Annotated in this window: 27 protein-coding genes; 15 read left to right on the forward strand and 12 right to left on the reverse strand. The window is 58.9% G+C overall.

What is annotated here, in order from left to right:
* Nucleotides 1-41 precede the first annotated feature (41 nt).
* Nucleotides 42-782: a flagellar basal body rod protein FlgF gene (locus ACIQYF_RS06875; protein WP_402858510.1), complete on the reverse strand. Its 741-nt coding sequence runs from the start codon at nucleotides 780-782 to the stop codon at nucleotides 42-44.
* Nucleotides 783-1,006: 224 nt separating this feature from the next.
* Nucleotides 1,007-2,572 (reverse strand): sigma-54-dependent transcriptional regulator, encoded by a 1,566-nt coding sequence (locus tag ACIQYF_RS06880; RefSeq protein ID WP_402858513.1) that lies wholly within the window; start codon nucleotides 2,570-2,572, stop codon nucleotides 1,007-1,009.
* A 316-nt stretch (nucleotides 2,573-2,888) separates the two neighbouring features.
* On the opposite strand from ACIQYF_RS06880, the gene phhA reads away from it, so the two are divergent.
* The 6 genes from phhA (at nucleotide 2,889) to ACIQYF_RS06910 (ending at nucleotide 7,169) form a co-directional block, all read left to right on the forward strand.
* Nucleotides 2,889-3,680, forward strand: a complete 792-nt coding sequence (gene phhA / locus ACIQYF_RS06885) for a phenylalanine 4-monooxygenase (RefSeq protein ID WP_402858516.1) — start codon at nucleotides 2,889-2,891, stop codon at nucleotides 3,678-3,680.
* Nucleotides 3,681-3,726: 46 nt separating this feature from the next.
* Nucleotides 3,727-4,083, forward strand: coding sequence for a 4a-hydroxytetrahydrobiopterin dehydratase (locus ACIQYF_RS06890; protein ID WP_019412174.1), 357 nt, complete (start codon nucleotides 3,727-3,729; stop codon nucleotides 4,081-4,083).
* Nucleotides 4,083-5,279, forward strand: a complete 1,197-nt coding sequence (locus tag ACIQYF_RS06895; protein WP_402858520.1) for an amino acid aminotransferase — start codon at nucleotides 4,083-4,085, stop codon at nucleotides 5,277-5,279. Before ACIQYF_RS06890 ends, ACIQYF_RS06895 begins: the two co-directional genes overlap by 1 nt.
* Nucleotides 5,280-5,546: 267 nt before the next feature.
* Nucleotides 5,547-5,678, forward strand: a complete 132-nt coding sequence (locus tag ACIQYF_RS06900) for a hypothetical protein (RefSeq protein WP_402858523.1) — start codon at nucleotides 5,547-5,549, stop codon at nucleotides 5,676-5,678.
* Between the two features lie 90 nt (nucleotides 5,679-5,768).
* Nucleotides 5,769-5,945: a hypothetical protein gene (locus ACIQYF_RS06905; protein WP_402858526.1), complete on the forward strand. Its 177-nt coding sequence runs from the start codon at nucleotides 5,769-5,771 to the stop codon at nucleotides 5,943-5,945.
* A 36-nt stretch (nucleotides 5,946-5,981) separates the two neighbouring features.
* A complete protein-coding gene (locus ACIQYF_RS06910; protein ID WP_402858529.1) occupies nucleotides 5,982-7,169 on the forward strand; it encodes an MFS transporter in 1,188 nt (395 codons plus the stop codon).
* Nucleotides 7,170-7,192: 23 nt separating this feature from the next.
* On the opposite strand, the gene arfB is transcribed toward ACIQYF_RS06910, so the two are convergent.
* The 8 genes from arfB to ACIQYF_RS06950 form a co-directional block, all read right to left on the reverse strand.
* Nucleotides 7,193-7,606 (reverse strand): alternative ribosome rescue aminoacyl-tRNA hydrolase ArfB, encoded by a 414-nt coding sequence (gene arfB / locus ACIQYF_RS06915; protein WP_019828782.1) that lies wholly within the window; start codon nucleotides 7,604-7,606, stop codon nucleotides 7,193-7,195.
* Nucleotides 7,607-7,693: 87 nt separating this feature from the next.
* Nucleotides 7,694-9,112: an amino acid permease gene (locus ACIQYF_RS06920; RefSeq protein WP_402858533.1), complete on the reverse strand. Its 1,419-nt coding sequence runs from the start codon at nucleotides 9,110-9,112 to the stop codon at nucleotides 7,694-7,696.
* A gap of 660 nt (nucleotides 9,113-9,772) precedes the next feature.
* Nucleotides 9,773-10,969: a 23S rRNA pseudouridine(2605) synthase RluB gene (gene rluB / locus ACIQYF_RS06925; RefSeq protein ID WP_402858536.1), complete on the reverse strand. Its 1,197-nt coding sequence runs from the start codon at nucleotides 10,967-10,969 to the stop codon at nucleotides 9,773-9,775.
* A gap of 143 nt (nucleotides 10,970-11,112) precedes the next feature.
* Entirely contained in the window at nucleotides 11,113-11,304 is a 192-nt protein-coding gene (locus tag ACIQYF_RS06930; protein ID WP_402858539.1) for a DUF1289 domain-containing protein, read from the reverse strand.
* Nucleotides 11,305-11,360: 56 nt separating this feature from the next.
* On the reverse strand, nucleotides 11,361-12,305 hold the full coding sequence (gene scpB, locus ACIQYF_RS06935) for an SMC-Scp complex subunit ScpB (RefSeq protein ID WP_402858542.1): 945 nt from the start codon (nucleotides 12,303-12,305) through the stop codon (nucleotides 11,361-11,363).
* 12 nt (nucleotides 12,306-12,317) lie between these two features.
* Nucleotides 12,318-13,016 (reverse strand): segregation and condensation protein A, encoded by a 699-nt coding sequence (locus tag ACIQYF_RS06940; RefSeq protein ID WP_402858770.1) that lies wholly within the window; start codon nucleotides 13,014-13,016, stop codon nucleotides 12,318-12,320.
* A 128-nt stretch (nucleotides 13,017-13,144) separates the two neighbouring features.
* On the reverse strand, nucleotides 13,145-13,774 hold the full coding sequence (locus ACIQYF_RS06945; RefSeq protein WP_402858545.1) for an L-threonylcarbamoyladenylate synthase: 630 nt from the start codon (nucleotides 13,772-13,774) through the stop codon (nucleotides 13,145-13,147).
* Between the two features lie 13 nt (nucleotides 13,775-13,787).
* A complete protein-coding gene (locus ACIQYF_RS06950; protein WP_402858548.1) occupies nucleotides 13,788-14,651 on the reverse strand; it encodes a PHP domain-containing protein in 864 nt (287 codons plus the stop codon).
* 84 nt (nucleotides 14,652-14,735) lie between these two features.
* Here ACIQYF_RS06950 and ACIQYF_RS06955 point away from each other — a divergent pair, with 84 nt between their 5' ends.
* The 5 genes from ACIQYF_RS06955 to ACIQYF_RS06975 all read left to right on the forward strand — a co-directional run bounded on the left by ACIQYF_RS06955 (nucleotide 14,736) and on the right by ACIQYF_RS06975 (nucleotide 18,483).
* Nucleotides 14,736-15,338, forward strand: coding sequence for a septation protein A (locus tag ACIQYF_RS06955; protein ID WP_402858551.1), 603 nt, complete (start codon nucleotides 14,736-14,738; stop codon nucleotides 15,336-15,338).
* A gap of 1 nt (nucleotide 15,339) precedes the next feature.
* Nucleotides 15,340-15,639 (forward strand): YciI family protein, encoded by a 300-nt coding sequence (locus ACIQYF_RS06960; protein WP_402858554.1) that lies wholly within the window; start codon nucleotides 15,340-15,342, stop codon nucleotides 15,637-15,639.
* A 65-nt stretch (nucleotides 15,640-15,704) separates the two neighbouring features.
* Nucleotides 15,705-16,382, forward strand: coding sequence for a response regulator transcription factor (locus ACIQYF_RS06965; RefSeq protein ID WP_402858557.1), 678 nt, complete (start codon nucleotides 15,705-15,707; stop codon nucleotides 16,380-16,382).
* Between the two features lie 259 nt (nucleotides 16,383-16,641).
* Nucleotides 16,642-17,070: a Spy/CpxP family protein refolding chaperone gene (locus ACIQYF_RS06970; protein WP_402858560.1), complete on the forward strand. Its 429-nt coding sequence runs from the start codon at nucleotides 16,642-16,644 to the stop codon at nucleotides 17,068-17,070.
* Between the two features lie 78 nt (nucleotides 17,071-17,148).
* Nucleotides 17,149-18,483 carry a sensor histidine kinase gene (locus tag ACIQYF_RS06975; protein WP_402858563.1) on the forward strand — a complete coding sequence of 445 codons (1,335 nt, stop codon included), beginning with the start codon at nucleotides 17,149-17,151 and terminating at the stop codon, nucleotides 18,481-18,483.
* A gap of 36 nt (nucleotides 18,484-18,519) precedes the next feature.
* Here ACIQYF_RS06975 and ACIQYF_RS06980 read toward each other — a convergent pair whose 3' ends face one another.
* Nucleotides 18,520-19,080: a nitroreductase family protein gene (locus tag ACIQYF_RS06980; RefSeq protein WP_402858566.1), complete on the reverse strand. Its 561-nt coding sequence runs from the start codon at nucleotides 19,078-19,080 to the stop codon at nucleotides 18,520-18,522.
* A gap of 118 nt (nucleotides 19,081-19,198) precedes the next feature.
* On the opposite strand from ACIQYF_RS06980, the gene ACIQYF_RS06985 reads away from it, so the two are divergent.
* The 3 genes from ACIQYF_RS06985 to ACIQYF_RS06995 all read left to right on the forward strand — a co-directional run bounded on the left by ACIQYF_RS06985 (nucleotide 19,199) and on the right by ACIQYF_RS06995 (nucleotide 22,439).
* Nucleotides 19,199-20,653 (forward strand): TrkH family potassium uptake protein, encoded by a 1,455-nt coding sequence (locus ACIQYF_RS06985; protein ID WP_402858569.1) that lies wholly within the window; start codon nucleotides 19,199-19,201, stop codon nucleotides 20,651-20,653.
* Between the two features lie 56 nt (nucleotides 20,654-20,709).
* On the forward strand, nucleotides 20,710-21,468 hold the full coding sequence (locus tag ACIQYF_RS06990) for an AraC family transcriptional regulator (protein WP_402858773.1): 759 nt from the start codon (nucleotides 20,710-20,712) through the stop codon (nucleotides 21,466-21,468).
* A gap of 77 nt (nucleotides 21,469-21,545) precedes the next feature.
* Nucleotides 21,546-22,439, forward strand: coding sequence for a DMT family transporter (locus ACIQYF_RS06995; protein WP_402858572.1), 894 nt, complete (start codon nucleotides 21,546-21,548; stop codon nucleotides 22,437-22,439).
* On the opposite strand, the gene ACIQYF_RS07000 is transcribed toward ACIQYF_RS06995, so the two are convergent.
* Entirely contained in the window at nucleotides 22,436-22,720 is a 285-nt protein-coding gene (locus ACIQYF_RS07000; RefSeq protein WP_402858575.1) for a SelT/SelW/SelH family protein, read from the reverse strand. The two genes, ACIQYF_RS06995 and ACIQYF_RS07000, sit on opposite strands and share 4 nt — an antisense overlap.
* Nucleotides 22,721-22,790: 70 nt before the next feature.
* Here ACIQYF_RS07000 and ACIQYF_RS07005 point away from each other — a divergent pair, with 70 nt between their 5' ends.
* Nucleotides 22,791-24,974, forward strand: a complete 2,184-nt coding sequence (locus ACIQYF_RS07005; RefSeq protein ID WP_402858776.1) for a patatin-like phospholipase family protein — start codon at nucleotides 22,791-22,793, stop codon at nucleotides 24,972-24,974.
* Nucleotides 24,975-25,071 lie beyond the last annotated feature (97 nt).

Here is a 25,071-nt window from a genome sequence, read left to right on the forward strand (position 1 = left end):
TTCTCCTCGTGCGCCGGTTTTTCGGCGCGACGTGTCAGTAATTAGCTCATTGCCAGGACGCGAGTCATGGCCTGGTCGTCTTCTTTGGCGGTGTTCATCATTTTGATGTGCAGCTCGAACTGCTTGGACAGGGCCAGCACCGAGGTCATTTCTTCCACGGCATTGACGTTGCTGGCCTCCAGAAACCCCGAAGTGACCCGCACATTGGCATCAGCCTGCGCGGGCTGGCCGTTAGCGGTATGGATCAGACCGTCCTGGCCTTTGGTCATATTTTTCAGGTCGGGCTGGACCAGCTTGATGCGATCCACTTCAGCCATTACCCGCGGGCCTTCGCCCATGGCGCGGACGCTGATGGTGCCGTCTTCACCCACTTCAATTTGCTGCTGCGGCGGCACGGCAATCGGCCCGGCGTTGCCCATGATCGGCATGCCGTTACCGGCGCGCAGAATGCCCAGGGCATCCACATTCATGCTTGCGGTGCGCACATAGGCTTCGCTGCCATCGGGCGCCTGCACGGCCAGCCAACCATCGCCTGACACGGCCACGTCCAGATCGCGGCCGGTTTGCACCAGCGCGCCTGGGGTGAAATCGGTGGCAGGCCGTTCGGTCAAGGCAAAGGCCCGGGCAGGAAAGCTGTCGCCAAACACCGGCATCGAGCGCGCCTGTTCCAGATCGCGCTGAAAGCCGTTGGTAGAGATGTTCGCCAGATTGTTGGCATGCGCCTTCTGCGCCAGAGCATTCTGACTGGCGCCGGTCATTGCCACATAAAGGTACTTGTCCACAGTCTTTCCTCTGTCTGACGGACGCTTGCCGCCCACCGCTGTACTAAAGAGGTACTAGCAATTTGCGCACCAACTTTTTTTTGACGCCGCGAAAGGCTGTATTGACTGGGCTAGAGGCGTGTTGAGCGGCTGAGGATGAAGCAGTTGCGGCCGTAAAAACGGCGCGGTTATGCCGATTGCGGCAACGCGTGACCCGTGGCCGCTGCCGCACACTCTTCAGGTATTCAGGATTCCTTACCCGGCTTGATGATGTCGTACTCGCGCAATTTGTTGGCGATGGTGGTATGCGACACGCCCAGTCGCTTGCCCAGCAAGCGGCTGCTCGGGTGTTCGGAGTACAACTGCTCCAGCACGGCCTTTTCGAAGCGTCCGACGATCTGATCCAGCCCGCCCTCCATCGAAAACTCGCCCAGCGGCTGGCGCACGCCATAGTCCGGCAAGCGGATGTGTTCGGCTTTGACGACCCCGCCATCGCACAGCGACACCGCCTGGAACAGCACGTTTTCCAATTGCCGCACGTTGCCCGGCCAGTGGTAGTGGCTCAAGCGATCCATGGCCGCTGGCGCCAGGCGTGGCAGCGGGCAACCGATCTGCCGACTGGCCTGATCCAGAAAATGCTCGACCAATGGCTCCAGGCCATCCAGGCAATCGCGCAGCGGCGGGATGTGCAGCGACAGCACGTTGAGGCGGTGGTAAAGGTCCTGACGGAATTCGCCGCGGGCGCACAGCTCGGACAAGTCGACCTGAGTGGCGCACATCACGCGCACATCGAGGTAGACCTCTTCGTCGCTGCCAACACGCCGGAAGCAACCGTCCTGTAAAAAGCGGAGCAATTTAACCTGCAAGCGCGGGCTCATCTCGCCCACGCCATCGAGAAACAACGTCCCGCCGGCGGTCAGTTCCAACAGGCCCAGCTTGCCCTCGGCCCGCGCCCCTTCAAACGCTCCGGGCCCGTAACCGAACAGCTCGGTTTCGGCCATTGACTCGGGCAAACCCGCGCAGTTGAGCGCCATCAGCGGTGATTGCCCACGCGGGCTGGCCAAGTGGCAGGCCCGCGCCAGCAATTCTTTGCCGGTGCCGGTTTCGCCTTCTATTAATAGCGGTGCATCCAGCGGCGCCATACGCCGCGCCTCACGCACAACCGCGGCCATGACTTTCGAGCTTTGGAAGATGCTGTCGAAGCCACGCAGCTCTTGCTTGCGCACGTTGTAGATCTGCTCACCGAGGCGGTCGGCACGGTGCAGCGTGAGCACCGCGCCGGCCATGGCCTCGCTGTCATCGTGTTCCAGTTGCAACGGCGCAATATCTGCCAGAAACACATGGCCCTTGATTTTGACTCGCAGGCCGTTGATCCGCGACTTGTTGGCCCGCACCAGCTCCGGCAGATCGAAGTCTTCGGCGTAACGCGACAGGGCAATCCCCGGCACTTCATCCACCCGCACCCCGAGCAACTGCGCAGCGGCGCGGTTGGCCGCGACAATCGAGCCACTCATGTCAATCGACAGCACCGGAAACTCCAGTGCGCCGAGCAAGGCATTGAGTTCCATGTGCCTGCGCTCGCTGGGCATCAGCCCTACACGCTTGACGCCAAAAACCCCGGCAATGGTTTCAAATTTCGGGCGCAGGGCCTGAAATTGCAGGTTGATCAGGTTGGGGCAGTACAGATAGATCGCATTGCCCTGGTCGCCACCCACCTCGCCGCGCTTGACGTTTATGCCGTAGGCCACCAAGAGGTTGAGAATGTCACGCAGGATGCCAATCCGGTTTTGGCAGTGAACTTTGATACGCATGGGGCAAGGCTCGGCTATTGATCTGCTAACTGTAGGAGCAGCCGGTCGACGCTCGATTGCTCGCCCCTACAGGGATGTTTATTTGTTCGGGAAAGCATTTCGCTGTCACGATTTTGTGACGATTTTGCAATCACTCACGCCAGAATGACAGTTCAATTGCCCTGCCGTAACGAAATATTTACGGAATGCACACCCACTCCCAGTATCAAAGGCTTGTGCCCAGCTGCACTCGGCAGACACTTGGGGTATCACTTAAGGCAACGAACACCCGCCGCCCCTTCAGAAAAATAAGAATGATTGCCCTGCGGAGAGCCCCATGAAGCAAACGAAATACGTCGCCCGTGAGCCGAATGCCCATGGCTTTATCGACTACACACCCGAGGAACACGGGGTGTGGAACACGCTGATCACCCGTCAGTTAAAACTGCTGGAAGGCCGCGCTTGCCCTGAGTACCTGCAAGGCATCGAAAAACTCGGCCTGCCCCATGACCGCATCCCGCAATTGAGCGAGATCAACAAAGTGCTGGGCGAAACCACCGGCTGGCAAGTGGCCCGCGTGCCGGCACTGATTCCCTTCCAGACTTTTTTTGAATTGCTCGCCAACAAGCAATTCCCGGTGGCGACGTTTATTCGCACCCCCGAAGAGCTGGACTACCTGCAAGAGCCGGATATTTTCCACGAGATTTTCGGCCACTGCCCACTGCTGACCAACCCATGGTTCGCTGAGTTCACCCATACCTACGGCAAAGTCGGCCTGCAAGCGACCAAGGAACAGCGCGTCTACCTGGCCCGCCTGTACTGGATGACCATTGAGTTTGGCCTGGTGGATACGCCGCAAGGCAAACGCATTTATGGTGGTGGAATTCTTTCATCGCCTAAAGAAACGGTTTACAGCTTGTCGTCAGAGCCTGAACATCAGGCCTTCGATCCGCTGGAAGCCATGCGTACGCCGTATCGGATTGATATTTTGCAGCCGCTGTATTTTGTCCTGCCGGACTTGAAGCGACTGTTTGACCTGGCCCACGAAGACATTATGGGCCTGGTCGAAAAAGGCATGGCGATGGGGCTGCACGCACCCAAGTTCGCGCCAAAACCAAAAGCGGCCTGACCCCAATTTTTCCAGACCAATAAAAAATCGATTTCAGGAATACACCATGAGCACATTGAACCAAGCCCACTGCGAAGCCTGCCGCGCCGACGCTCCACAGGTCAGCGACGAAGAGTTGCCGATTCTGATCAAGCAGATCCCGGACTGGAACATCGAAGTCCGCGACGGCGTGATGCAGCTGGAAAAGGTTTTTCTGTTCAAAAACTTTAAACACGCACTGGCCTTTACCAACGCCGTGGGTGAGATCTCTGAGGCTGAAGGCCATCACCCGGGCCTGCTCACCGAGTGGGGCAAAGTGACCGTGACCTGGTGGAGCCACTCGATCAAGGGCCTGCACCGCAACGATTTCATCATGGCTGCACGTACCGATGAAGTGGCTAAAACCGCCGAGGGCCGCAAGTAATGCACTTCGCAGCCATTGGCCGAGTGCCGGGCGACCCGATTCTGGGATTGATCGACGCCTATAATCAGGACCGCAACCCGAACAAATTCGATCTGGGGGTTGGCGTCTATAAGGACCCCAACGGCCTGACACCCATTTTGCAGTCGGTCAAACAGGCCGAACAGCGACTGGTGGATCAGCAGCAGACCAAAACTTACATCGGCGGCCACGGCGACAGCCGTTTTGGTGAGCTGATCAGTGCGCTGGTACTGGGTGCCGACTCAGCGCTGCTCGCCGCCCAGCGTGCAGGCGCGACACAAACCCCGGGCGGCACCGGCGCACTGCGCCTGACGGCTGACTTTATCGCGCACTGCCTGCCGGGACGCGGGATCTGGCTGAGCGATCCAACCTGGCCGATCCACGAAAGTATTTTCGCGGCCGCCGGACTGAAGGTCAGTCACTACCCGTACGTGGGCAGCGACAACACGCTAAACGTGGCTGCCATGCTGCAAACCCTGGAGCAAGTGCCCAAAGGTGACGTGGTGCTGCTGCACGCGTGCTGCCATAACCCGACCGGTTTCGACCTGTCGCAGGCCGATTGGCTGCAAGTGCTGGACGTGGTGCGCCGCCGTGAACTGCTGCCGCTGATCGACTTTGCCTACCAGGGCTTTGGAGACGGGCTGGAAGCGGATGCGTGGTCTACCCGGCTGTTCGCCCGCGAATTGCCGGAAGTGCTGATCACCAGTTCGTGCTCGAAGAACTTTGGCCTGTATCGCGAGCGTGTCGGCGCCTTGATCGTGTGCGCAAACGACGCCGAAAAACTCAAGGATGTCCGCAGCCAGCTGGCCCATGTAGCCCGTAACCTGTGGTCTAACCCGCCCGACCACGGCGCTGCGGTGGTGGCAACCATCCTCGCTGACCCACAGCTCAAAGCGCTGTGGGCTGACGAGGTGCAAGCCATGCGCAACCGCATCGCGCAATTGCGCAGCGGGCTGGTAGAAGCGCTGGCGCCCTTCGGACTGGCCGAGCACTTTGCCCATATCAACCAGCAACGCGGGATGTTCTCCTACACCGGCCTGACGGCACAACAAGTGCAATTGCTGCGCGAAAAGCACAGTGTGTACATGGTCGGCTCAGGGCGCGCGAACATGGCCGGAGTGGATGGCACCCGCCTGAACCTGCTGGCCAAAGCGATTGCGCAAGTGTGCACCGACTAAAAAGCCACACCTGCCATCCGCTGGCGCAGGCTGCGATAAGGGCCCATGACCTTCGCCTTCTTTCAAACAAGAAGCCTGGAGGCCGCTGCACAGCCCATCGCAGCCTGCGGCAACCGCTACGGTTGGAATCATGAAAAATTCGCCACAATCCGCGCCAGACGCAAGAAAAAGACAAATTGTCACACTCCCTCCTGTATCCTGCCCTTGCTTTTTAAAAGCGCCGATGTACCCAGCGATTTAAAAACACACCTTACGAGGAGCGCGACGATGCACGAGATCCCAAACCTCCCCTTCCCAAGCCTGCATGAACCTCAGCAGCCAACCCCGCAACACACCAGTGGCGACAACCACGCACTGGAAGAGGCTCAAGATAGCCTCCAGGCCGACAGCGAAGACTGACCGGCCATCTATCAGGCGGTGCGAAAAGCTTCTGGTTTTTCATACCGCCTGACACAATCGCTCCACCCCTCTCTCTCCCTGGATTGCAGCGTGACCGACACTTTTAGCGACACCCAGGCCAGCGTGCTGATCGGCACCGCCGAAAAAATGATCGACCTTTGGCAACGTCTCAGCCCGGAAAAACAGGCCCTGCTTCTCAAACGTTTTGGCACCCAAGAAAACGCTTTGGCTGCTTTAATCGCGACACAATTGGTTTCACAGTTGTAATCTGCACCCTACCGCGCCCCGCAGGACCCCTACCCCATGCCCGAAACACAACGCTCTATGGCGATCACGCTGCAAGTGGTTTCCATCGTTCTGTTTACCTTTATTGGCTATTTGAATATCGGCATTCCGCTGGCGGTATTGCCCGGTTACGTTCACAACCACCTTGGCTATGGAACCGTCATCGCCGGCCTGGTGATTAGCGTGCAGTACTTGGCCACATTGCTCAGTCGGCCCTATGCCAGCCGCATTATTGACACCCGCGGCAGCAAACTCGCGGTGATGTACGGTCTGGCAGGCTGCGGCCTGAGTGGCGCACTGATGCTGGCGTCCAGCGGGCTGTCCACCACCCCGGCCTTGAGTCTCGCCTGCCTGTTGCTCGGCCGTCTGGTATTGGGTAGCGCAGAAAGCCTGATCGGCTCGGGCTGCATTGGCTGGGGCATTGGCCGGGTCGGCGCAGCCAACACTGCCAAAGTGATCTCCTGGAACGGCATCGCCAGCTACGGCGCCATCGCGATTGGCGCGCCACTGGGCGTGGTCATGGTCGGGCACTTGGGCATGTGGAGCATGGGCGTGAGCATCATGGCCCTGGCCGCGCTGGGTTTGGCACTGGCCTGGCCAAAGCAGGCCGCTCCGATTGTCAGCGGCGTGCGCTTGCCGTTTCTGCACGTGCTGGGCCGCGTCCTGCCCCACGGCACTGGCTTGGCACTGGGCTCCATTGGTTTTGGCACCATCGCCACCTTTATCACCCTGTACTACGCCACCCATCAGTGGGAAAACGCCGCCTTGTGCCTGAGCTTGTTTGGCGCCAGCTTTATCAGCGCGCGACTGCTGTTCGGCAACCTGATCAATCGTATTGGCGGCTTTCGGGTGGCCATTGCCTGCCTCAGCGTCGAGACCCTCGGCTTGCTGTTGCTGTGGCTGGCGCCCAGCCCGCAACTGGCATTGGCGGGCGCGGCGCTGAGCGGCTTTGGTTTTTCGCTGGTGTTTCCGGCACTGGGGGTTGAGGCGGTCAACCTGGTGCCTGCCTCCAGCCGTGGCGCGGCCGTGGGGGCCTATTCGCTGTTTATCGACCTGTCACTGGGCATCACCGGGCCACTGGTGGGCGCCGTCGCGGCAGGTTTTGGCTTTGCCTCGATCTTTTTGTTTGCGGCATTGGCAGCGTTTAGTGGCTTGCTGCTGAGTATGTATTTGTATCGGCAGGCGAAACGCTTACGACCTACCTAGGTCCAACAGGTGTTGCATCTTTGCTAGAAATCCACCTTGCCCCGCCCGGCCTTGATACTGCCACGCTTGGTCTTGGATTCCAGGCGACGCTTTTTTGAACCCAGCGTGGGCTTGGTCGGACGCCGCTTTTTCTCGACTTTCGTCGCGCTCACGATCAATTCAACCAACCGCTCCAGCGCATCCGCCCGGTTCTGCTCCTGAGTGCGGTATTGCTGGGCCTTGATGATCAACACCCCGTCACTGGTGATACGACTGTCACGCAGCGCAAGCAGCCGCTCTTTGTAGAAAGGCGGCAACGAGGAGTTGGGAATATCAAAGCGCAAGTGCATGGCGCTTGAAACTTTATTGACGTTCTGCCCCCCCGCCCCCTGGGCACGAATGGCCGTCAGTTCGATTTCAGCATCGGGGATATGAACGTTGTTGGAGATAACCAGCATTAAAAAGGTCCGTGATCTGGGCGTGCAGGATACCCCACAAACCACAAACCCGGCGCAACGGCCGGGTTTGTGGTTTTACCCGTCAGCTTACTTGGCCGAGCCGTAAGCCGCAGACGAGGCCTGCTCGGGGTTCTTGCCTTTGCACCAGTAGCACAGCCCCATAAAGGCCACCCACACCGGAATCGCGAACACCGAGACACGGATGCCGGGGATCATCAGCATGACCACCAAAATGAACGCCACAAACGCCAGGCAGATGAAGTTACCGTACGGGTACCAAAGCGCCTTGAACAAAGGCGTTTGCGCGGTTTTGTTCATGTGCTGGCGGAACTTGAAGTGCGAGAAGCTGATCATTGCCCAGTTGATCACCAGCGTGGCCACGACCAGCGACATCAGCAGTTCCAGCGCATCGTGCGGCATCAGGTAGTTGAGCAGCACGGCAATCACGGTGACCGCCGCCGAGGCGAGGATCGAGTTGACCGGCACACCGCGCTTGTCGATTTTGGCCAGTACTTTGGGCGCATCGCCCTGCTGGGCCATGCCCAGCAGCATGCGGCTGTTGCAGTAAGTACCGCTGTTGTACACCGACAGCGCCGCGGTCAAGACCACGAAGTTGAGGATGTGCGCAGCAGTGTTGCTGCCCAGCATCGAGAACACTTGCACAAACGGGCTGCTGCTGTAGCTGTCGCCACCGGCATTCAGGGTTTCAAGCAGCGAGTCCCACGGGGTCAACGACAGCAGAACCACCAGTGCACCGATATAGAAAATCAGGATGCGGTAGATCACTTGGTTGATCGCTTTCGGGATCACGGTGCGCGGCTTGTCGGCTTCCGCGGCGGTGAAACCGAGCATTTCCAAACCGCCAAAGGAGAACATGATGAAGGCCATGGCCATCACCAGGCCGGTGATCCCGTGCGGAAAGAACCCGCCGCGCTCCCACAGGTTAGTGACCGACGCCTGCGGGCCACCGCTGCCGCTGACCAGCAAGTAGCTGCCCAGGGCGATCATGCCGACAATCGCCACCACCTTGATGATCGCGAACCAGAACTCGGCTTCGCCGAACACTTTGACGTTGGTCAGGTTGATCACGTTGATGAGGATGAAGAAAGCGGCCGCCGAGGCCCAGGTCGGGATCTCTGGCCACCAGTAGTGCACGTATTTACCGACGGCGGTGAGTTCTGACATGCCGACCAGGATGTACAGCACCCAGCAGTTCCAGCCCGACATGAAGCCGGCGAAACCGCCCCAGTACTTGTGGGCGAAGTGACTGAAGGAGCCGGCGACAGGTTCTTCAACAATCATTTCGCCGAGCTGGCGCATGATCATAAAAGCAATAAAACCGCAGATGGCGTAGCCCAGAATCATCGATGGGCCAGCCGATTTCAGTACCCCGGCAGAGCCAAGGAACAGGCCAGTGCCAATCGCGCCACCCAGGGCAATCAGCTGGATATGACGGTTTTTCAGGCCGCGCTTAAGCTCGCCCGAATGCGTGGTTTGTCCACTCATTTAAAGGATCCTACACAAGGTTTGATAAGGTTCAGTGCGTTGTAACTTGAGCACCAGAGGCAGTGATCGAAGGGTCTACAACACAAATCAAACCCCAGCGCAGGCGCCAGGAATCCAAGGTTGTTTCACGAGTCATGCGTCACCTGTTTGTTTTTATCTGTGACGGAATCGAACCCGCAACGCTTGTGGCGATGCGGAGTTAACAAGGCGGGTTAGCCTCGATTTTTGGCCAATCAGCACATCGCCGATCGGCGCAAAATGCGCGGGTACGCAATTGGGTCACAGTTAAAACGTGGCGCATTGTACACCCGCTTGTAGGCAAGTTCTCATCACACCGCCGTTTGCAACACGAAACAAGCCAGGTTTTGCGCAGGATTGGTGCACAAAGGCTTTCAGGCGGAAAGTTTTCTTTACAAATGACCGAAATCATTCTTTCGTTGCCTGTAAGCGATTGATTTCGTAGTAATAGTTTTACGACGCGTAAAGAAATATTTCCATGTTAAACACTGCGCCTGTAGGAACCAGCCTACCTCGCGATCTTTTAAAAGGTCTAAAGATCGCGAGGTCCGCTCGCGCCTACACACAGCCCGGGTTTTCATGGGCATAAAAAAAACGCCAACCCCCTGCGGGGTTGGCGTTTTTTATGGCAGCGCCGAGCGTTTACTGCGGCTTGCGACGACCGAAGCCTGGACGCTGGCCGGAACCGGCCGGTGCGCCACGACGCTTGCCTGACGGCGCATCTTCGACCAGCCTTGGACCCGAACGGGTTGGCTTGGTTGGGCGCTTGTTGACGTCGCTTGGGCGCTCGGCCACTGGCGCGCCACGGCCCGCAGGTACACGATCGGTGCGACCGGCTGGCTTGCGCGCAGGACGGGCAGCTTCATCACGGGCCGGACGACCTGGGCGCTCGCCTTCGATGTGCGGCTGACGCGCTGGACGCGGTGCCAATGGCGCACCTTCGGCCGGACGCAGCACACGTGCAACACGGTCTGCACGTGCTACAGGACGCGACGACTTACGCTGCATACGCTCAAGCTTGTCTTTGCTCTTGGCGTTCATCTCGGGCATGGCAACCGGCGTAAGGCCGACTTCAGCGCTGAGGATGTCGACTTCGTACTGGCTCATTTCGCGCCAGCGGCCCATCGGCAGGTCGGAGTTGAGGAACACCGGACCGAAACGCACACGCTTGAGGCGGCTAACCACCAGGCCCTGGGATTCCCACAAGCGACGTACTTCACGGTTACGGCCTTCCATCACCACGCAGTGGTACCAATGGTTGAAGCCTTCGCCGCCCGGTGCTTGCTTGATGTCGGTGAAACGAGCCGGGCCGTCTTCCAGCACAACGCCAGCCTTGAGGCGCTCGATCATCTCGTCATCCACTTCGCCACGCACACGTACCGCGTATTCACGGTCCATTTCGTAGGAAGGGTGCATCAGGCGGTTAGCCAGCTCACCATCAGTGGTGAACATCAGCAAACCGGTGGTGTTGATGTCGAGACGGCCGATGTTGATCCAGCGGCCTTCTTTTGGGCGCGGCAGCTTGTCGAACACGGTCGGACGGCCTTCAGGGTCGTCACGGGTGCAGATTTCGCCGTCGGGTTTGTTGTACATGATCACGCGGCGCACCGATTCGGCGGCCTCTTCACGCTTGATCACCTTGCCATCGATGGAGATGGCGTCATGCAGGTCTACGCGCAGCCCCAAGGTTGCATCCTTGCCATTGACCTTGATGCGGCCCTGGCTGATCCAACTCTCTACGTCGCGTCGCGAGCCCACACCAATACGGGCGAGAACTTTTTGCAGTTTTTCGCCTGCTGGGCCAATTTCCTGGCTGTCTTTAGGGTCTAGATCACTCATCTGGGCACCTCCCGGTGTGTCGATTCAGGCTATGCCTGAGGCATTAAAAATAGGTCCTGGGGCTCGAACGAGCGCCGCGGGGTCGCGAATCATACGCTGATGTTGGCCATTGCGCATCAATGCCGGGCCATGAAGTGCATGGCTTACTTCTTTTTCCGCCGACCGGCTGCTTTCAGGGCCAGCAAACGCAGGGATGCCTCGGCCAGCACCGCGCGCTTCTCTTCCTTATCGAACTTCTTCCAGGCTTTGATTTCGCGTTTGCTGCGCCCGCAACCGATGCAAATGTCGTCGGTAAACTTGCACACGTCGATGCAGGGGTCTTTGGTTGAACTCATGAAAAGGCCTCGTGATGAGCCCTGTAGAGGCAAGCTCGCGCCTACAGAGCGTGGTGTCAGTCTTCCTGTTCGCGGCGTTCCTGTTCGATGGCTTCGGCCAGGGCCCGGGCTTCGAGCTCGTCATCACTCAGGGTTGGCCTCGCCTCAAGTGCTGCCACGGCAGCCCGCAACCGCTCACGCGCCAACTCGGCTGCGCTGAGCCTCGGTTCTGGTTCTGGCTGCGGCTGCGGCTCTGGCTCTGGCTCTGGCTCTTCAGTTGCAGCTTGCAGCTCATCGCTTGCCGCTCCATCGCGAAGCAGGTCTTCAAAGTCCGTTTTAAGACCCTCCTCCATGCTGTCCAGTTCCACCAGCAGGGTGCGGAAGCTGGTTTCATCCTTGGGCTCTTCGGGCTCGGCGCTTTCGTCGGCCAAGGCTTGCAGGTGTGCAGGCACAGGGGCGTCGTCGAACTCGAGAATCGGGTCCGGCTCCAGCTCGCGCAACTCGGCCAAAGGCGGTAGGTCGTCGAGATTTTTCAGATTGAAGTGGTCCAGAAAGCCTTTGGTGGTGGCAAACATTGCCGGTTTGCCGGGTACGTCGCGATAGCCCACCACGCGGATCCATTCACGCTGGAGCAGGGTTTTGACGATGTGGCTGTTCACCGCCACGCCACGCACATCTTCGATCTCGCCACGGGTAATCGGCTGGCGATAGGCAATCAACGCCATGGTCTCGAGCATCGCCCGCGAGTAACGCTGCGGACGCTCTTCCCACAGCCGACCGACCCAGGGTGAAAACTTTTCACGAATTTGCAGGCGATAACCCGACGCCACTTCCTTGAGTTCAAAGGCCCGGCCCTCGCAGGACTTGCGCAGCAGTTCCAGGGCTTTTCTGAACACGGGTGGCTCAGGCCGCTCGCCCTCTTCAAACAGCTCAAACAAGCGCTCAAGGCTTTGCGGCTTTCCGGAGGCCAATAAAAAGGCCTCCAGCAAGGGGGCCAGTTCGCGGGGTTCAGTCAGATTCATGGTTTCAGCTCTTTATTCGGCTCGCGCTCGCACGTGGATTGCCGCGAAGGGCTCATTTTGCACCAACTCGACCAGCGACTCTTTGACCAGTTCCAAAATAGCCATAAAAGTCACGACCACGCCAAGACGACCTTCTTCGGCGGTAAACAGCTCAACAAAGGGTATAAAACCGCCGCCCTTGAGACGCTCCAGCACTTCACTCATGCGCTCACGGGTCGACAACGCTTCACGGCTGACCTGGTGGTTTTCAAACATGTCGCTGCGGCGCAGCACTTCGGCCATGGACATCAGCAGCTCTTCCAGCGCGACATCCGGCACCAGTTTGCGTGCACGGGCTTCAGGGGCATCGAGTTTGGGCACGATGACGTCGCGCCCTACCCGGCTCAAGCCATCAATGCCTTCTGCAGCCGCCTTGAATCGCTCGTACTGTTGCAGGCGGCGAATCAGTTCGGCACGCGGGTCGCCTTCTTCCTCTTCGATCTCGGCGGAACGCGGCAAGAGCATGCGCGACTTGATCTCGGCCAGCATGGCGGCCATCACCAAATACTCGGCGGCCAGTTCCAGGCGCACCGTCTTCATCAACTCGACATAGCCCATGTACTGGCGGGTAATTTCCGCCACGGGAATATCGAGAATATCGATGTTCTGTTTGCGGATCAGGTACAGCAGCAAATCGAGCGGGCCTTCAAAGGCGTCAAGAAATACCTCCAGCGCATCCGGCGGGATGTACAGGTCCATCGGCATTTCGATAACAGCCTGGCCATAAACCATGGCAAACGGCAGTTCTTGCTGGGCGCCGGCCTGGGCATCAACAGCGTCAACTATTTCTACGTCAGACATCAGGCCTCGACCATAAACGGCGTCGGATCACCGCAACCCACCCGCACCACTTCGGGCTCGTCATCGACCAGACTGATGACGGTCGACGCTTTATGACCGCCAAAACCGCCATCAATGATCAAGTCGACCTGCTTTTCGAGCGCATCGCGAATCTCGTAAGGGTCTTCCATCGGCTCGGTTTCACCCGGCAGGATCAATGTCACGCTCATCAGCGGTTCGTTCAGTTCAGCCAGCAAAGCCAGGGCAATCGGGTGGTGCGGCACGCGCATGCCGATGGTGCGACGCTTGGGGTGCAGCAGCAAGCGCGGCACTTCGCGGGTGGCGTTGAGAATAAAAGTGTAAGGCCCTGGCGTGTGGGCCTTGAGCAAACGAAACACACCCGTGTCCACCTTGGCAAACAACCCCAATTGCGACAGGTCGCTGCACATCAAGGTGAAGTTGTGCTTGTCGTCCAGGCCACGCAGGCGCTTGATGCGCTCAATCGCGCCCTTGTCACCCATCTGACAACCCACGGCATAGGACGAGTCTGTAGGGTAAATGACGACCCCGCCCTTACGAATAATCTCGACGGCCTGCTTTATCAGGCGTGGCTGGGGATTCTCCGGATGAATCTGGAAAAATTGACTCACGTTATGTTCCTGTTCAGACGGTGGCAGCAGGCTGGTCATATTTGAATCGACACCACAATGGCGGCAGATCTTCTGGTACGGGACGGTATTCGCCGATCTCGGACCAACCTCCTGGGCCATGAAAGTCACTGCCGGCACTCACCAGCAGACCGAACTCACGCGCCAGAATCGCCAAGCTGCCCACTTGATCGGCAGGCTGATAGCCGTTGACGACTTCAATTGCGTGACCCCCAGCTTGAATATAGTCGCCAATCAGCCGGCGTCGCTTGCTGCGGGTGAAATCGTAATGCGAAGGATGAGCCAGGCTGACCCAGGCGCCAGCAGCACGCAGCGTGCCCACGGTGTCTTCAAGGGTTGGCCAATGCTGTTTAACGTCGCCCAGCTTGCCTGCGCCCAGCCATTTGCGGAACGCTTCGGCGCGGTCCTTGACGTACCCGGCCTGAACCAGATAGTCGGCAAAATGCGGACGGGCCGGCGCGTTGCCGCTGTCACCCAGCCCTTGCTGAATGGCCCGAGCACCTTCCAAGGCCCCCGGCATGCCTTTAAGCGCCAGCTTGCGGCTTATTTCTTCAGCCCGCAGCCAGCGCCCATCATGCAATGTGGCAATGGCGTCGAGCAGTGCCGGGGCGTTGAGGTCGAAACCATAACCCAGCACATGAATCGTCGCCCCACCCCAGGTGCAGGACAATTCGATGCCGTTAATCAACGTCATGTTCAAGGCCTGCGCCGCTGCGCGGGCTTCTTCAAGGCCCTCAAGTGTATCGTGATCGGTCAGGGCCAGGACTCGCACACCTTTCTCGAACGCACGCGCAACCAACGCCGCCGGCGCCAAAGCGCCATCAGAAGCCGTGCTATGGCAATGCAAGTCTATTTCCACGGGGATTTAATAACCTCTAGCTGACGCTTTCGCTGTCATTGATGTTTGTTATTATGCCGCCACATCCTGCTTCTGGCTGCCACTGTGAAACAATTCATCGACTTCATCCCGCTGTTACTGTTTTTCATCGTCTACAAAATCGAGCCACGCATCGTCGATATTGCCGGGCATAGCCTGACCGTCGGGGGTATCTACAGCGCTACGGCGATGTTGATCATCAGCTCCCTGGTGGTATACGGCATTCTGTTTTTGAAACAGCGCAAGCTCGAAAAAAGCCAATGGCTGACCCTGATCGCCTGCCTGGTTTTTGGCAGCCTGACCCTGGCCTTCCACAGCGAAACCTTCCTTAAGTGGAAAGCGCCCGTGGTGAACTGGTTGTTTGCACTGGCCTTTGCCGGTAGCCACTTCATCGGCGACAAGCTGCTGATCAAACGCATCATGGGCCATGCACTGACCCTTCCCGATGCAGTATGGACCCGCCTGAACCTGGCCTGGATCGGCTTTTTCCTGTTTTGCGGCGCGGCCAACCTGTTCGTTGCGTTCACCTATCAGAGCATCTGGGTCGACTTTAAAGTATTCGGCAGCCTGGGCATGACGGTGCTATTCCTGATCGCTCAGGGCATCTACCTGTCACGCCACCTGCATGACACCGACTCCGCACCGACCAACACAAAATCCGAGGACTGACATGCTCTACGCAATCATTTCCACAGACGTTGAAAACTCACTTGAAAAACGCCTGAGTGTTCGTCCGGCGCACCTTGAGCGGTTGACTCAGCTAAAAGAACAAGGCCGCTTGATTTTGGCTGGCCCGCACCCGGCAATCGACAGCAATGATCCGGGCGCTGCCGGCTTTACCGGTAGCCTGGTGGTTGCCGAGTTCGAGTCCCTGAGCGCTGCCCAGGCCTGGGCCGATGTCGATCCTTACGTGGGCGCGGGCGTATACGCCAATGTGATCGTCAAGCCGTTCAAGCAAGTCCTGCCTTAATCCGGGCTATCTTTGCCAGTGACCGCCGCAAATTGCCGCGGCCACTGGCTAAAATCGAGTGAGACATGAGCGACCTGTTACTGATAGATGATGACCAGGAGCTGTGTGAGCTCTTGAGCAGTTGGTTAAGCCAGGAAGGCTTTGAGGTACGCGCCTGCCACGATGGCCTGAGCGCCCGCAAGGCGCTGCTCGATTCCAGCCCCGACGCCGTGGTACTGGATGTCATGTTGCCGGACGGCAGCGGCCTGGAGTTGCTCAAGCAACTGCGCCACGACCACCCAGACCTGCCGGTGCTGATGCTGTCCGCTCGCGGCGAACCGCTGGACCGAATCCTGGGGCTTGAACTGGGCGCCGATGATTATCTGGCCAAACCCTGTGACCCCCGTGAACTGACTGCACGCCTGCGTGCTGTACTGCGACGCAGCCACCCGGCGGCGGTGTCCAGCCAAATGGAACTGGGCGATCTGTGCTTCAGCCCGGTACGCGGTGTTGTCACGATCAATGAACATGACATTGTCCTGACAGTGTCCGAAAGCCGTTTGCTTGAGGCATTACTGCGTCAGCCGGGCGAGCCGCTGGACAAACAGGAGCTCGCGCAAATTGCCCTGGGCCGCAAGTTGACCCTCTACGACCGCAGCCTCGATATGCACGTCAGCAACCTGCGTAAAAAGATAGGCCCGCACCCCGATGGCCGCCCGCGCATCGTCGCCTTGCGCAGCCGGGGCTATTTCTATAGCGCGTAATGCGGACCCAGACGTTGTCGCCGCTGCCACAGGCTGCGCACCTTCGCTTTTCCCCCACAGACACGGGGTCGCGCGGCAACCCGTCGCAGCCTGCAGCCGTGACTGGAAAAGCCCACGAATGCGTCGCACACAAGCCTTTTGTCAATCTACGCCCAAACCGTCTTTACCTAAGCTTTACGCTTGACTGACAGCAACTGACCTTGATCTCCCTAAACTGGGCGCATCCGGATTCACCGGAATCGTAATAAGGAGACACACCATGCGTAAGACTCTAATTGCTTTGATGTTTGCTGCAGCCCTGCCAACCGTCGCAATGGCCATGCCTGGTGGCGACGGCCCAATGGGTCCACGTCACGGCGGTGAGCACGGTCGCGGTGATGCCCCTTACAGCCAACTGGACCTGAGCCGCGAACAGCGCCAGCAGATTGGCAAGTTGATGGGCGAACAAATGCACGAACGCAAACAACTGGTTGAGAAGTACCTGGAAAAACTCCCGGCGGCTGATCAAAAAGCACTGAAAGACGAAATCGCTGCCAAGCAACAGAAAACTCAGAGCGATATTCGTGCCTTGCTCAAACCTGATCAGCAAAAAACCTTCGACGAGCTGCAAAAAAAACGCGCTGAGCGTCAAGCCGAATGGAAACAGTTCCAGGAGTGGAAAGCACAACAGGCTCCAAAAGCGCAATAATCTGCATGTTTGCCAAGCCCAGCGGCCCCCAGCCGTTGGGCTTTGCTCGTTTGAATCATCGACTTGTGAGGAACTGCCGTGCGATCACTGTTTTGGCGCATTCTGGCCAGCTTTTGGCTGGCGATAGCCTTGGTCGCAGGGTTATCGATCCTGTTGGGGCACATGCTCAATCAGGACACCTGGATCCTTAGCCGCCATCCCGGCCTCAATAATCTGGCGCAGCAGTGGACCGAACGCTTCGAAACCCAAGGCCCGGACGCGGCCCAGGAGTTGCTCGAACGGCGCAAACGCCGCTATCACATTGACGTACAAGTACTCAACGAGAGTGGCGACCCTGTGGTGGCGGGCACATTCCCGCGCCGGGCTGCCGCCTGGGAAGCTCGTCAGGGGCATGGCAGGGAAGAACTGCCCTGGCGCCGCCTGACCGTCGAATACACCAGCCCAAAGACCGCCGAAACCTATTTGCTGATTTATCGCATCCCGAACCCCGAACTCGACGCCTGGCACCGTAAAAGCCTGATCTGGCCGCTCAGCGCGCTGGGGATCGCGCTGGTGGTGCTCACCTTGTTCAGCTTGCTGGTGACGCTGTCGATAACCCGCCCGCTTAGCCGCTTGCGCGTCGCGGTGCATGATCTGGGGCAAACCACCTACCAGCAAAACAGCCTGGCGCAACTGGCGTCGCGGCGTGATGAGTTTGGCGTGCTGGCGACTGACTTCAACCGCATGGGCGCCCGTCTGCAAAGTTTGATTGGCAGCCAGCGCCAGTTGCTGCGCGACGTGTCCCACGAACTGCGCTCGCCATTGGCGCGGTTGCGCATCGCGCTGGCACTGGCCGAACGTGCCGGCCCCGAAGAACGCGAAAAGCTCTGGCCACGCCTGACGCGTGAGTGCGATCGCCTGGAATCATTGATCAGCGAAATTCTGACATTGGCCAGGGTAGATGCCGATCAGGCCAGCGCTGAACACATCGAGTTGAACCTGCTGCTCAACGCCGTCCAAAAAGACGCCTCTCTGGCGGCCCCCGAACAACCGGTGCAACTCAATGCCGAGCCCGGTTTAAGCCTCAGCGGCTGGCCGACCATGATCGAACGGGCAGTCGATAACCTGCTGCGTAATGCACAACGCTTCAACCCGTCGGGGCAGCCTATTGAGTTAACTGCCGCACGCACTGGCGAACACATTGCCATTCGCGTGCGCGACCACGGGCCGGGAGTGGCTGAAGAATATCTGGCACAACTGGGCGAGCCATTTTTCCGCGCACCGGGCCAAACGGCTGCCGGGCATGGATTAGGTTTGGCCATTGCCCGCCGTGCGGCTGAACGCCATGGCGGACGATTGGTGTTGGGCAATCACCCTGAGGGGGGGTTTATTGCCACGCTGGAACTGCCATTGGAACCCAACGCCAGCCTGTAGGAGCAAACGTGCTCCTACAAAAGGCATGCATGTGTATTACACCGACCACGCCTTGACGAACTCGGCGCTGCTCACTTTCGGCGCATCTCGCAGTTCATTCTGCGGGGTGCCCAAGTACAGGAACGCAACCACTTCTTCCCCATCGGTCAGCCCCAGGCCCTTGGCCACATGGGCGTTATACGACAGCTCGCCGGTGCGCCATACCGCGCCAATGCCCTGAGCGTAGGCCGCCAGTTCAATCGCGTGAGCGGCGCAGCCCGCTGTAATCAATTGCTCAGACTTGGGCACTTTGAAGTGATCCTGCAAGCGAGCGATGACCACCACCACCAGCGGCGCACGCAATGGCATGGCACGGGCCTTGTCCAGTGCGGCCTGAGTGACGTCGCCACCCTGCCCCTGCACAGCTTCGGCGAGGATTTCACCCAATTGATTGCGCGCCTCGCCTTCAACGGTCAAAAAACGGTAAGGCCGCAGTTGACCATGGTCCGGCGCGCGCAAGGCCGCCGCAAACAGGACTTCGCGTTGCTCGGCCGACGGCGCAGGGTCCAGCAAGCGCGGAGCAGAAACACGGTGAAGCAAAGCGTCGAGAGCCTCCATTGGCCACCTCCTGAAGAAAATGTGCGGCTATTCTAACGGTATCCACCGAAGGTCTGGCGGTTTACATAACCCGGCCCACAGGTAGAATGGCGCCCCCCTTCTTGCCCGAGCTGACTTCATGGCGTTGCCGACCTTACGGATCATCGGTTTTATTATCGGCATCTTCCTGATTACGCTCGCCGTAAGCATGGCCGTGCCGATGCTGACGCTGGTCATTTTTGAGCGCATGGGCGACTTGCCATCCTTTCTGTGGGCCAGCCTGATTACCTTCGTCGCCGGTCTGGCTCTAGTGATTCCTGGGCGCCCGGAGCAAGTGCACCTGCGCCCGCGCGATATGTACCTGCTGACAGTCTCCAGTTGGCTGGTGGTGTGTATTTTCGCCGCGCTGCCCTTTTTGCTGACGCAGCACATCAGTTACACCGACTCGTTTTTCGAAAGCATGTCCGGAATCACCGCTACCGGCTCGACCGTATTAAGCGGCCTGGACACCATGTCACCCGGCATTCTGATGTGGCGCTCGATGCTCCACTGGCTCGGCGGCATCGGCTTTATCGCCATGGCGGTAGCGATTCTGCCGTTGCTGCGCATCGGCGGCATGCGCCTGTTCCAGACCGAGTCATCTGACCGCTCCGAAAAAGTCATGCCCCGCTCGCACATGGTGGCGCGTCTGATTGTGGCCACTTATGTCAGCATCACCATCGTCGGCAGTCTGGCGTTCTGGTGGGCGGGCATGAGCGTGTTCGACGCGATCAACCACGCGATGTCAGCGATTTCCACCGGCGGGTTCTCGACGTCTGATCAGTCGCTGGCCAAGTGGACGCAACCGGCGGTGCACTGGGTGGCGATTGCGGTGATGATTCTTGGCAGCCTGCCGTTTACCTTGTACGTCGCCACCTTGCGCGGTCATCGCCGAGCGCTGATCAAGGATCAACAGGTCCAAGGCTTGCTCGGGCTACTGGTGGTGACCTGGCTCGTACTCGGCACCTGGTTGTGGTGGACCACTCACATGCCGTGGTGGGACGCTTTCCGCCACGTGGCCCTCAACGTGACATCCGTGGTGACCACCACCGGCTTTGCACTGGGCGACTACAGCCTGTGGGGCAATTTCTCACTGATGCTGTTTTTCTATCTGGGCTTTATCGGCGGCTGTTCGGGCTCGACAGCAGGCGGGATCAAGATTTTCCGCTTTCAAGTCGCCTATATCCTGCTCAAGGCCAACCTTAACCAATTGATTCACCCACGAGCGGTGATCAAGCAGAAATACAACGGCCACCGTCTCGACGAAGAAATCGTGCGCTCGATTCTGACCTTTTCGTTCTTCTTTGCTATCACCATCTGCGTGATCGCATTGGCACTGTCGCTGCTTGGACTGGACTGGATGACGGCTCTCACCGGCGCCGCCAGCACTGTATCCGGCGTGGGGCCGGGGCTGGGTGAAATCATCGGGCCGTCCGGCAACTTCGCCAGCCTGCCGGATGCCGCCAAGTGGATCCTGTCACTCGGCATGTTGCTTGGGCGCCTGGAGATCATTACCGTGTTCGTATTGTGCATTCCAGCGTTTTGGCGCCACTGATTCACATCGCCAAACCCGCTCCCACTGCGATGGGTACGGTCATTCAAGAGGTCACCATGGGCCAGATCCTGTCACTGCGTCATTACCGTCACGACGTGATTGCGCACAGCCATGAGCACGCGCAAGTGGTGATCAGCTTGTCCGGCAAGCTCGACTTCGAGGTCGACGGCCGCGTCCGCCTGCTGCGTCAACAGCATCTGGTCGTGGTACCCGCAGGCGCGCATCATACCTGCGGCAGTGAACAAGGCAGCCATTGCCTGGTACTCGATGTGCCAGACCAGGATTGGCTGGGCGAATCGCTGGGCAGCCATGCCGACGCCAGCCGCCGCCTGCTCGACAATGCCGGGCATTTAAGCCTGGATGCCAAACAGCACCAGTTGGTGAGTTGGCTGGCCAGTAGCCCGATGAACGACCCCGTGATTGCACGCCAAGGCGCCATCTTGCTGTTGGCCAGCCTCAATAACAGCGCCGCCGAGTCGGTTGCGGCAAAACGGCTGCCGTTTGCCGCGCTGGACGCCTACATCGATCAACATGCCGCCTACCCGCTTCAAGTCGCGGATCTGGCCCGTATCGCCGGTTTGTCCTGCGCCCGCTTGCACAGCCGCTTTCTCAGTGAATGCGGGCTCACGCCCATGGATTACATCCGCCAGCGCCGTCTGAACAGCGCATTGCAGTTGTTGCGTCACAGCCATCTGCCGGTAGGTGAAGTCGCCAGCCAGGTCGGCTACGCGTCGCAAAGCGCTTTTAGCGCTGCAATGCTGCGCGAATTTGGCGCCTCGCCCTCGGCATTGCGCCGCGAGTCTGGCGACAACTGAGGCAAGCCTGGCGACAGACAGCTCAGCCGCCCGCCCCTTAAACTGCTCGCCTTGCCTGTATCGACTTAAGGATTGCAATGACCCCGCGTACCGCCTTGGGCGCCCTGCATATTGGCGCGTTGATGTTCGGCCTGACCGGCGTGTTCGGCAAACTCGCCGCCGCGTCGGCCTCCATTATTGTGTTTGGCCGCGCCGGCTTCGCGGTGCTGGCACTCGCCTGCTTTGCGGCACTGGCCAAAGGCACGAGCTGGAAAAAACTGGCGCTGCGCGACGCACGCAACCTGTTGATCAGCGGCTTGTTGCTGGCTGGGCATTGGGTCAGCTTTTTCGTGGCGGTGAAGATTGCCGGGGTGGCGATTGCGACCTTGGGCTTTGCCAGCTTTCCGGCGTTTACAGTCATTCTGGAAGGGCTGATTTTCCGTGAGCGCATCCGCCTTAACGAAATTGTGCTGGTGGTGCTGGTCAGCGTTGGCCTGATTCTGGTGACCCCAAGCTTTGATCTGGCCAGTCAGGCCACTGAAGGACTGCTCTGGGCAATTGCCAGCGGCCTATTGTTCTCACTGTTGTCGCTGAATAACCGGGCCAACTCCGGGCGGGTTCCAGCCGTGCAGGCGGCAATGTGGCAAAACGCGGTGGTCGCCTTGTGCCTGCTGCCTTTCGCCGCGCCGGGCCTGAGCGAGGTGCGTGCGCAGGACTGGTTGTGGATCGGCCTGCTGGGCGTGTTCTGCACCGGCGTTGCGCACAGCCTGTTTGTCGCCAGTCTGGCGGTGATCAAGGCCCGCACCGCCGCCGTGGTCTTCGCTCTGGAACCGGTGTATGGCATCACCCTGGCGTGGCTGCTGTTCCACGAAACCCCGACCGTGCGCATGCTGCTCGGCGGCATGTTGATCATCGTCGCGATTGTCGTGTCGAGTCGCATGGCCAGCGGCCCGCCCCCGGCTAAAGGAGCACTTGATTCAGCGACTCACTAAGCCCGGTCGTTATGGCCAAGGTCGCGCTGCGGGTCGATCTGGTCGCGCACCCGCTGCTTGAGCACCTTGGCCTCTGGAAAGCCGCCATCGGCCTTGCGCTCCCAGATTTGCACGCCGTCACAGGTAATACGGAACACCCCACCAGTGGCCGGTTCCAGCGCAACCCGGCCCAGATCGTCGGCGAAGGTGCTGAGCAGCTCTTGCGCCAGCCACGCAGCGCGAAGCAACCACTGACATTGCGTGCAATAAGTAATGACAATTTGCGGCTTGCTGGCAGACATGTTTCTCAAACTCCTGGAGTGAAAGGCGCCGCTATAATAGCCGCCTTTGTCGCTTGCCCAGAGACCCATGATGCGCCGCCTGCTGATCTGCCTGATCCTGTTTTTATGCCCATTAGGGCTGTTTGCCGCTGAAAAAACACAACCGAAAATCGGCCTGGTGTTATCCGGCGGCGCAGCCCGTGGCCTGGCCCATGTCGGCGTGCTCAAAGCACTGGAAGAACAAGGCATTCACATTGATGCCATCGCTGGCACCAGCATGGGCGCGGTGATCGGCGGTCTGTATGCCTCGGGTTACAAGATCGACGAACTGGAAAAACTCGCGCTGAGCATCGACTGGCAAAAGGCCTTGTCTGACAGCCCCGCCCGAGAAGACGTACCGTTTCGACGCAAACAGGACGACCGTGATTTTCTGGTCAGACAAAAACTCAGTTTTCGCGACGATGGCAGCCTCGGTCTGCCATTGGGGGTGATTCAGGGGCAAAACCTCGCGTTACTGCTCGAAAGCCTGTTAGCCCACAGCAGCGACATTCGCGACTTCGACAAGCTGCCCATCCCGTTCCGCGCGGTGGCAACCGACATCGTCAATGGCGAGAAAGTCGTGTTTCGCAAAGGCCACTTACCGCAAGTCATCCGCGCCAGCATGTCGATCCCGGCGGTGTTTGCGCCGGTTGAAATCAATGGCCAGTTGCTGGTCGATGGTGGCATGGTCGACAACATCCCGGTGGACGTGGCGCGCGAGATGGGTGTCGACAGAGTGATTGTGGTCGACATCGGTACCCCGCTGCGCGGGCGCAAGCAACTCAACACTGTATTCGACATTCTTAACCAATCCATCACCCTGATGACCCGAAGCAACTCTGAAGTACAGCTGGCGTCATTGAAGCCGAACGACATACTGATTCAGCCTGCACTTGCCAGCATTGGCGCGACTGATTTTGGCCGCTCAGAAGAGATCATCAATGCCGGGTATCGCGCCACACAGATCCTTGAACAACGTATGGCAAGCCTGCGCCAACCCGCCGATGCGCAACTGACCAGCGCCCGCTCCGCCGAGGAGCGGACCCCGGTCATTACAGCGATCAAGATCGAAAACGACTCGAAAATCGATGACTCGGTCATCCGCTATTACATTCGCCAGCCCGTCGGTGAGCCGCTCGACCTGGCCCGCCTGCAACGAGACATGGGCACGCTGTATGGCCTGGATTATTTTGACCAGGTGCAATACCGCGTGGCGCACAAGGGCCAGGATCGAACGCTGGTGATCACGGCCCGAGCCAAGCGCAGCGGCACTGATTACCTGCGACTGGGGATCAATCTGTCAGACGACATGCGCGGAGGCAGTGCGTTTAATCTGGGCGCCAGCTACCGGGTCAACGGCATCAATCGGCTGGGCGCCGAGTGGCTGACGCGGGCGCAGATTGGCGATCAGCAAGAGTTGTACAGCGAGTTCTACCAGCCGCTGGATGCTGGCTCGCGCTACTTTGTCGCGCCGTATATCAATGCCCAGTCACAGAACATCGAAGCCATTCTCGATAACGACCCCATCGCTGAGTACCGCCTGGAGCGCTACGGATTTGGCCTGAACTTCGGTCGTCAAATTGGTAACAGTGGTGAAATCCGTGTAGGCGTCGGTGAAGCTTGGGGTGAGGCCAATGTGCGAATTGGCGAACGTGATTTACCAAGCGCCAGCTTCAATGAGGGCTTCTATGACGTGAAGTATTCATTCGATTCATTGGACAACGTCTATTTTCCGCACTCCGGCGAAGATATCAGCCTGAGCATGCGCCAATTTGAACCTGGACTGGGCTCGGATGAGCGTTACCGCCAATGGGAATTCAATCTGGACAAGGCCTTGAGCTCAGGTCCGAACACCTGGATTTTGGGCGGGCGTTATGGGCGAACGCTGGATCAGGCCAACATCGTCACGTCGAGTTTCTTGCTCGGCGGTGCGCGGCAGTTGTCGGGGTTCAGGCAGGACTCGATTTCGGGGCAGAACATCAGCCTGATGCGTGCCGTTTACTACCGCCGCCTGACGCCGCGCTCGTACTTGCCGTTTGATTTCCCGCTGTATGCCGGTGCCTCACTGGAACGTGGTCGCGCCTGGAATAACGACAATGAATTCGACAGCGGCTATATCAATGCAGCGAGCATTTTTATCGGCTTTGACACACCGCTGGGCCCGTTGAATTTCAGCTATGGCGTCAACACGGACAGTCAGCAGGCGCTGTATTTGAACTTGGGGCAGACGTTTTAAAGGCTGATGCCTCTATTTTTGTGGAAGCGGCCGAAGGCTGTAATCTTTTGATTTTCAAGATCACAAGATCGCAGCCTTCGTCAGCTCACACAGAATG

The sequence above is a fragment of the Pseudomonas sp. NPDC096917 genome (assembly GCF_044762555.1).
Taxonomy (GTDB): domain Bacteria; phylum Pseudomonadota; class Gammaproteobacteria; order Pseudomonadales; family Pseudomonadaceae; genus Aquipseudomonas.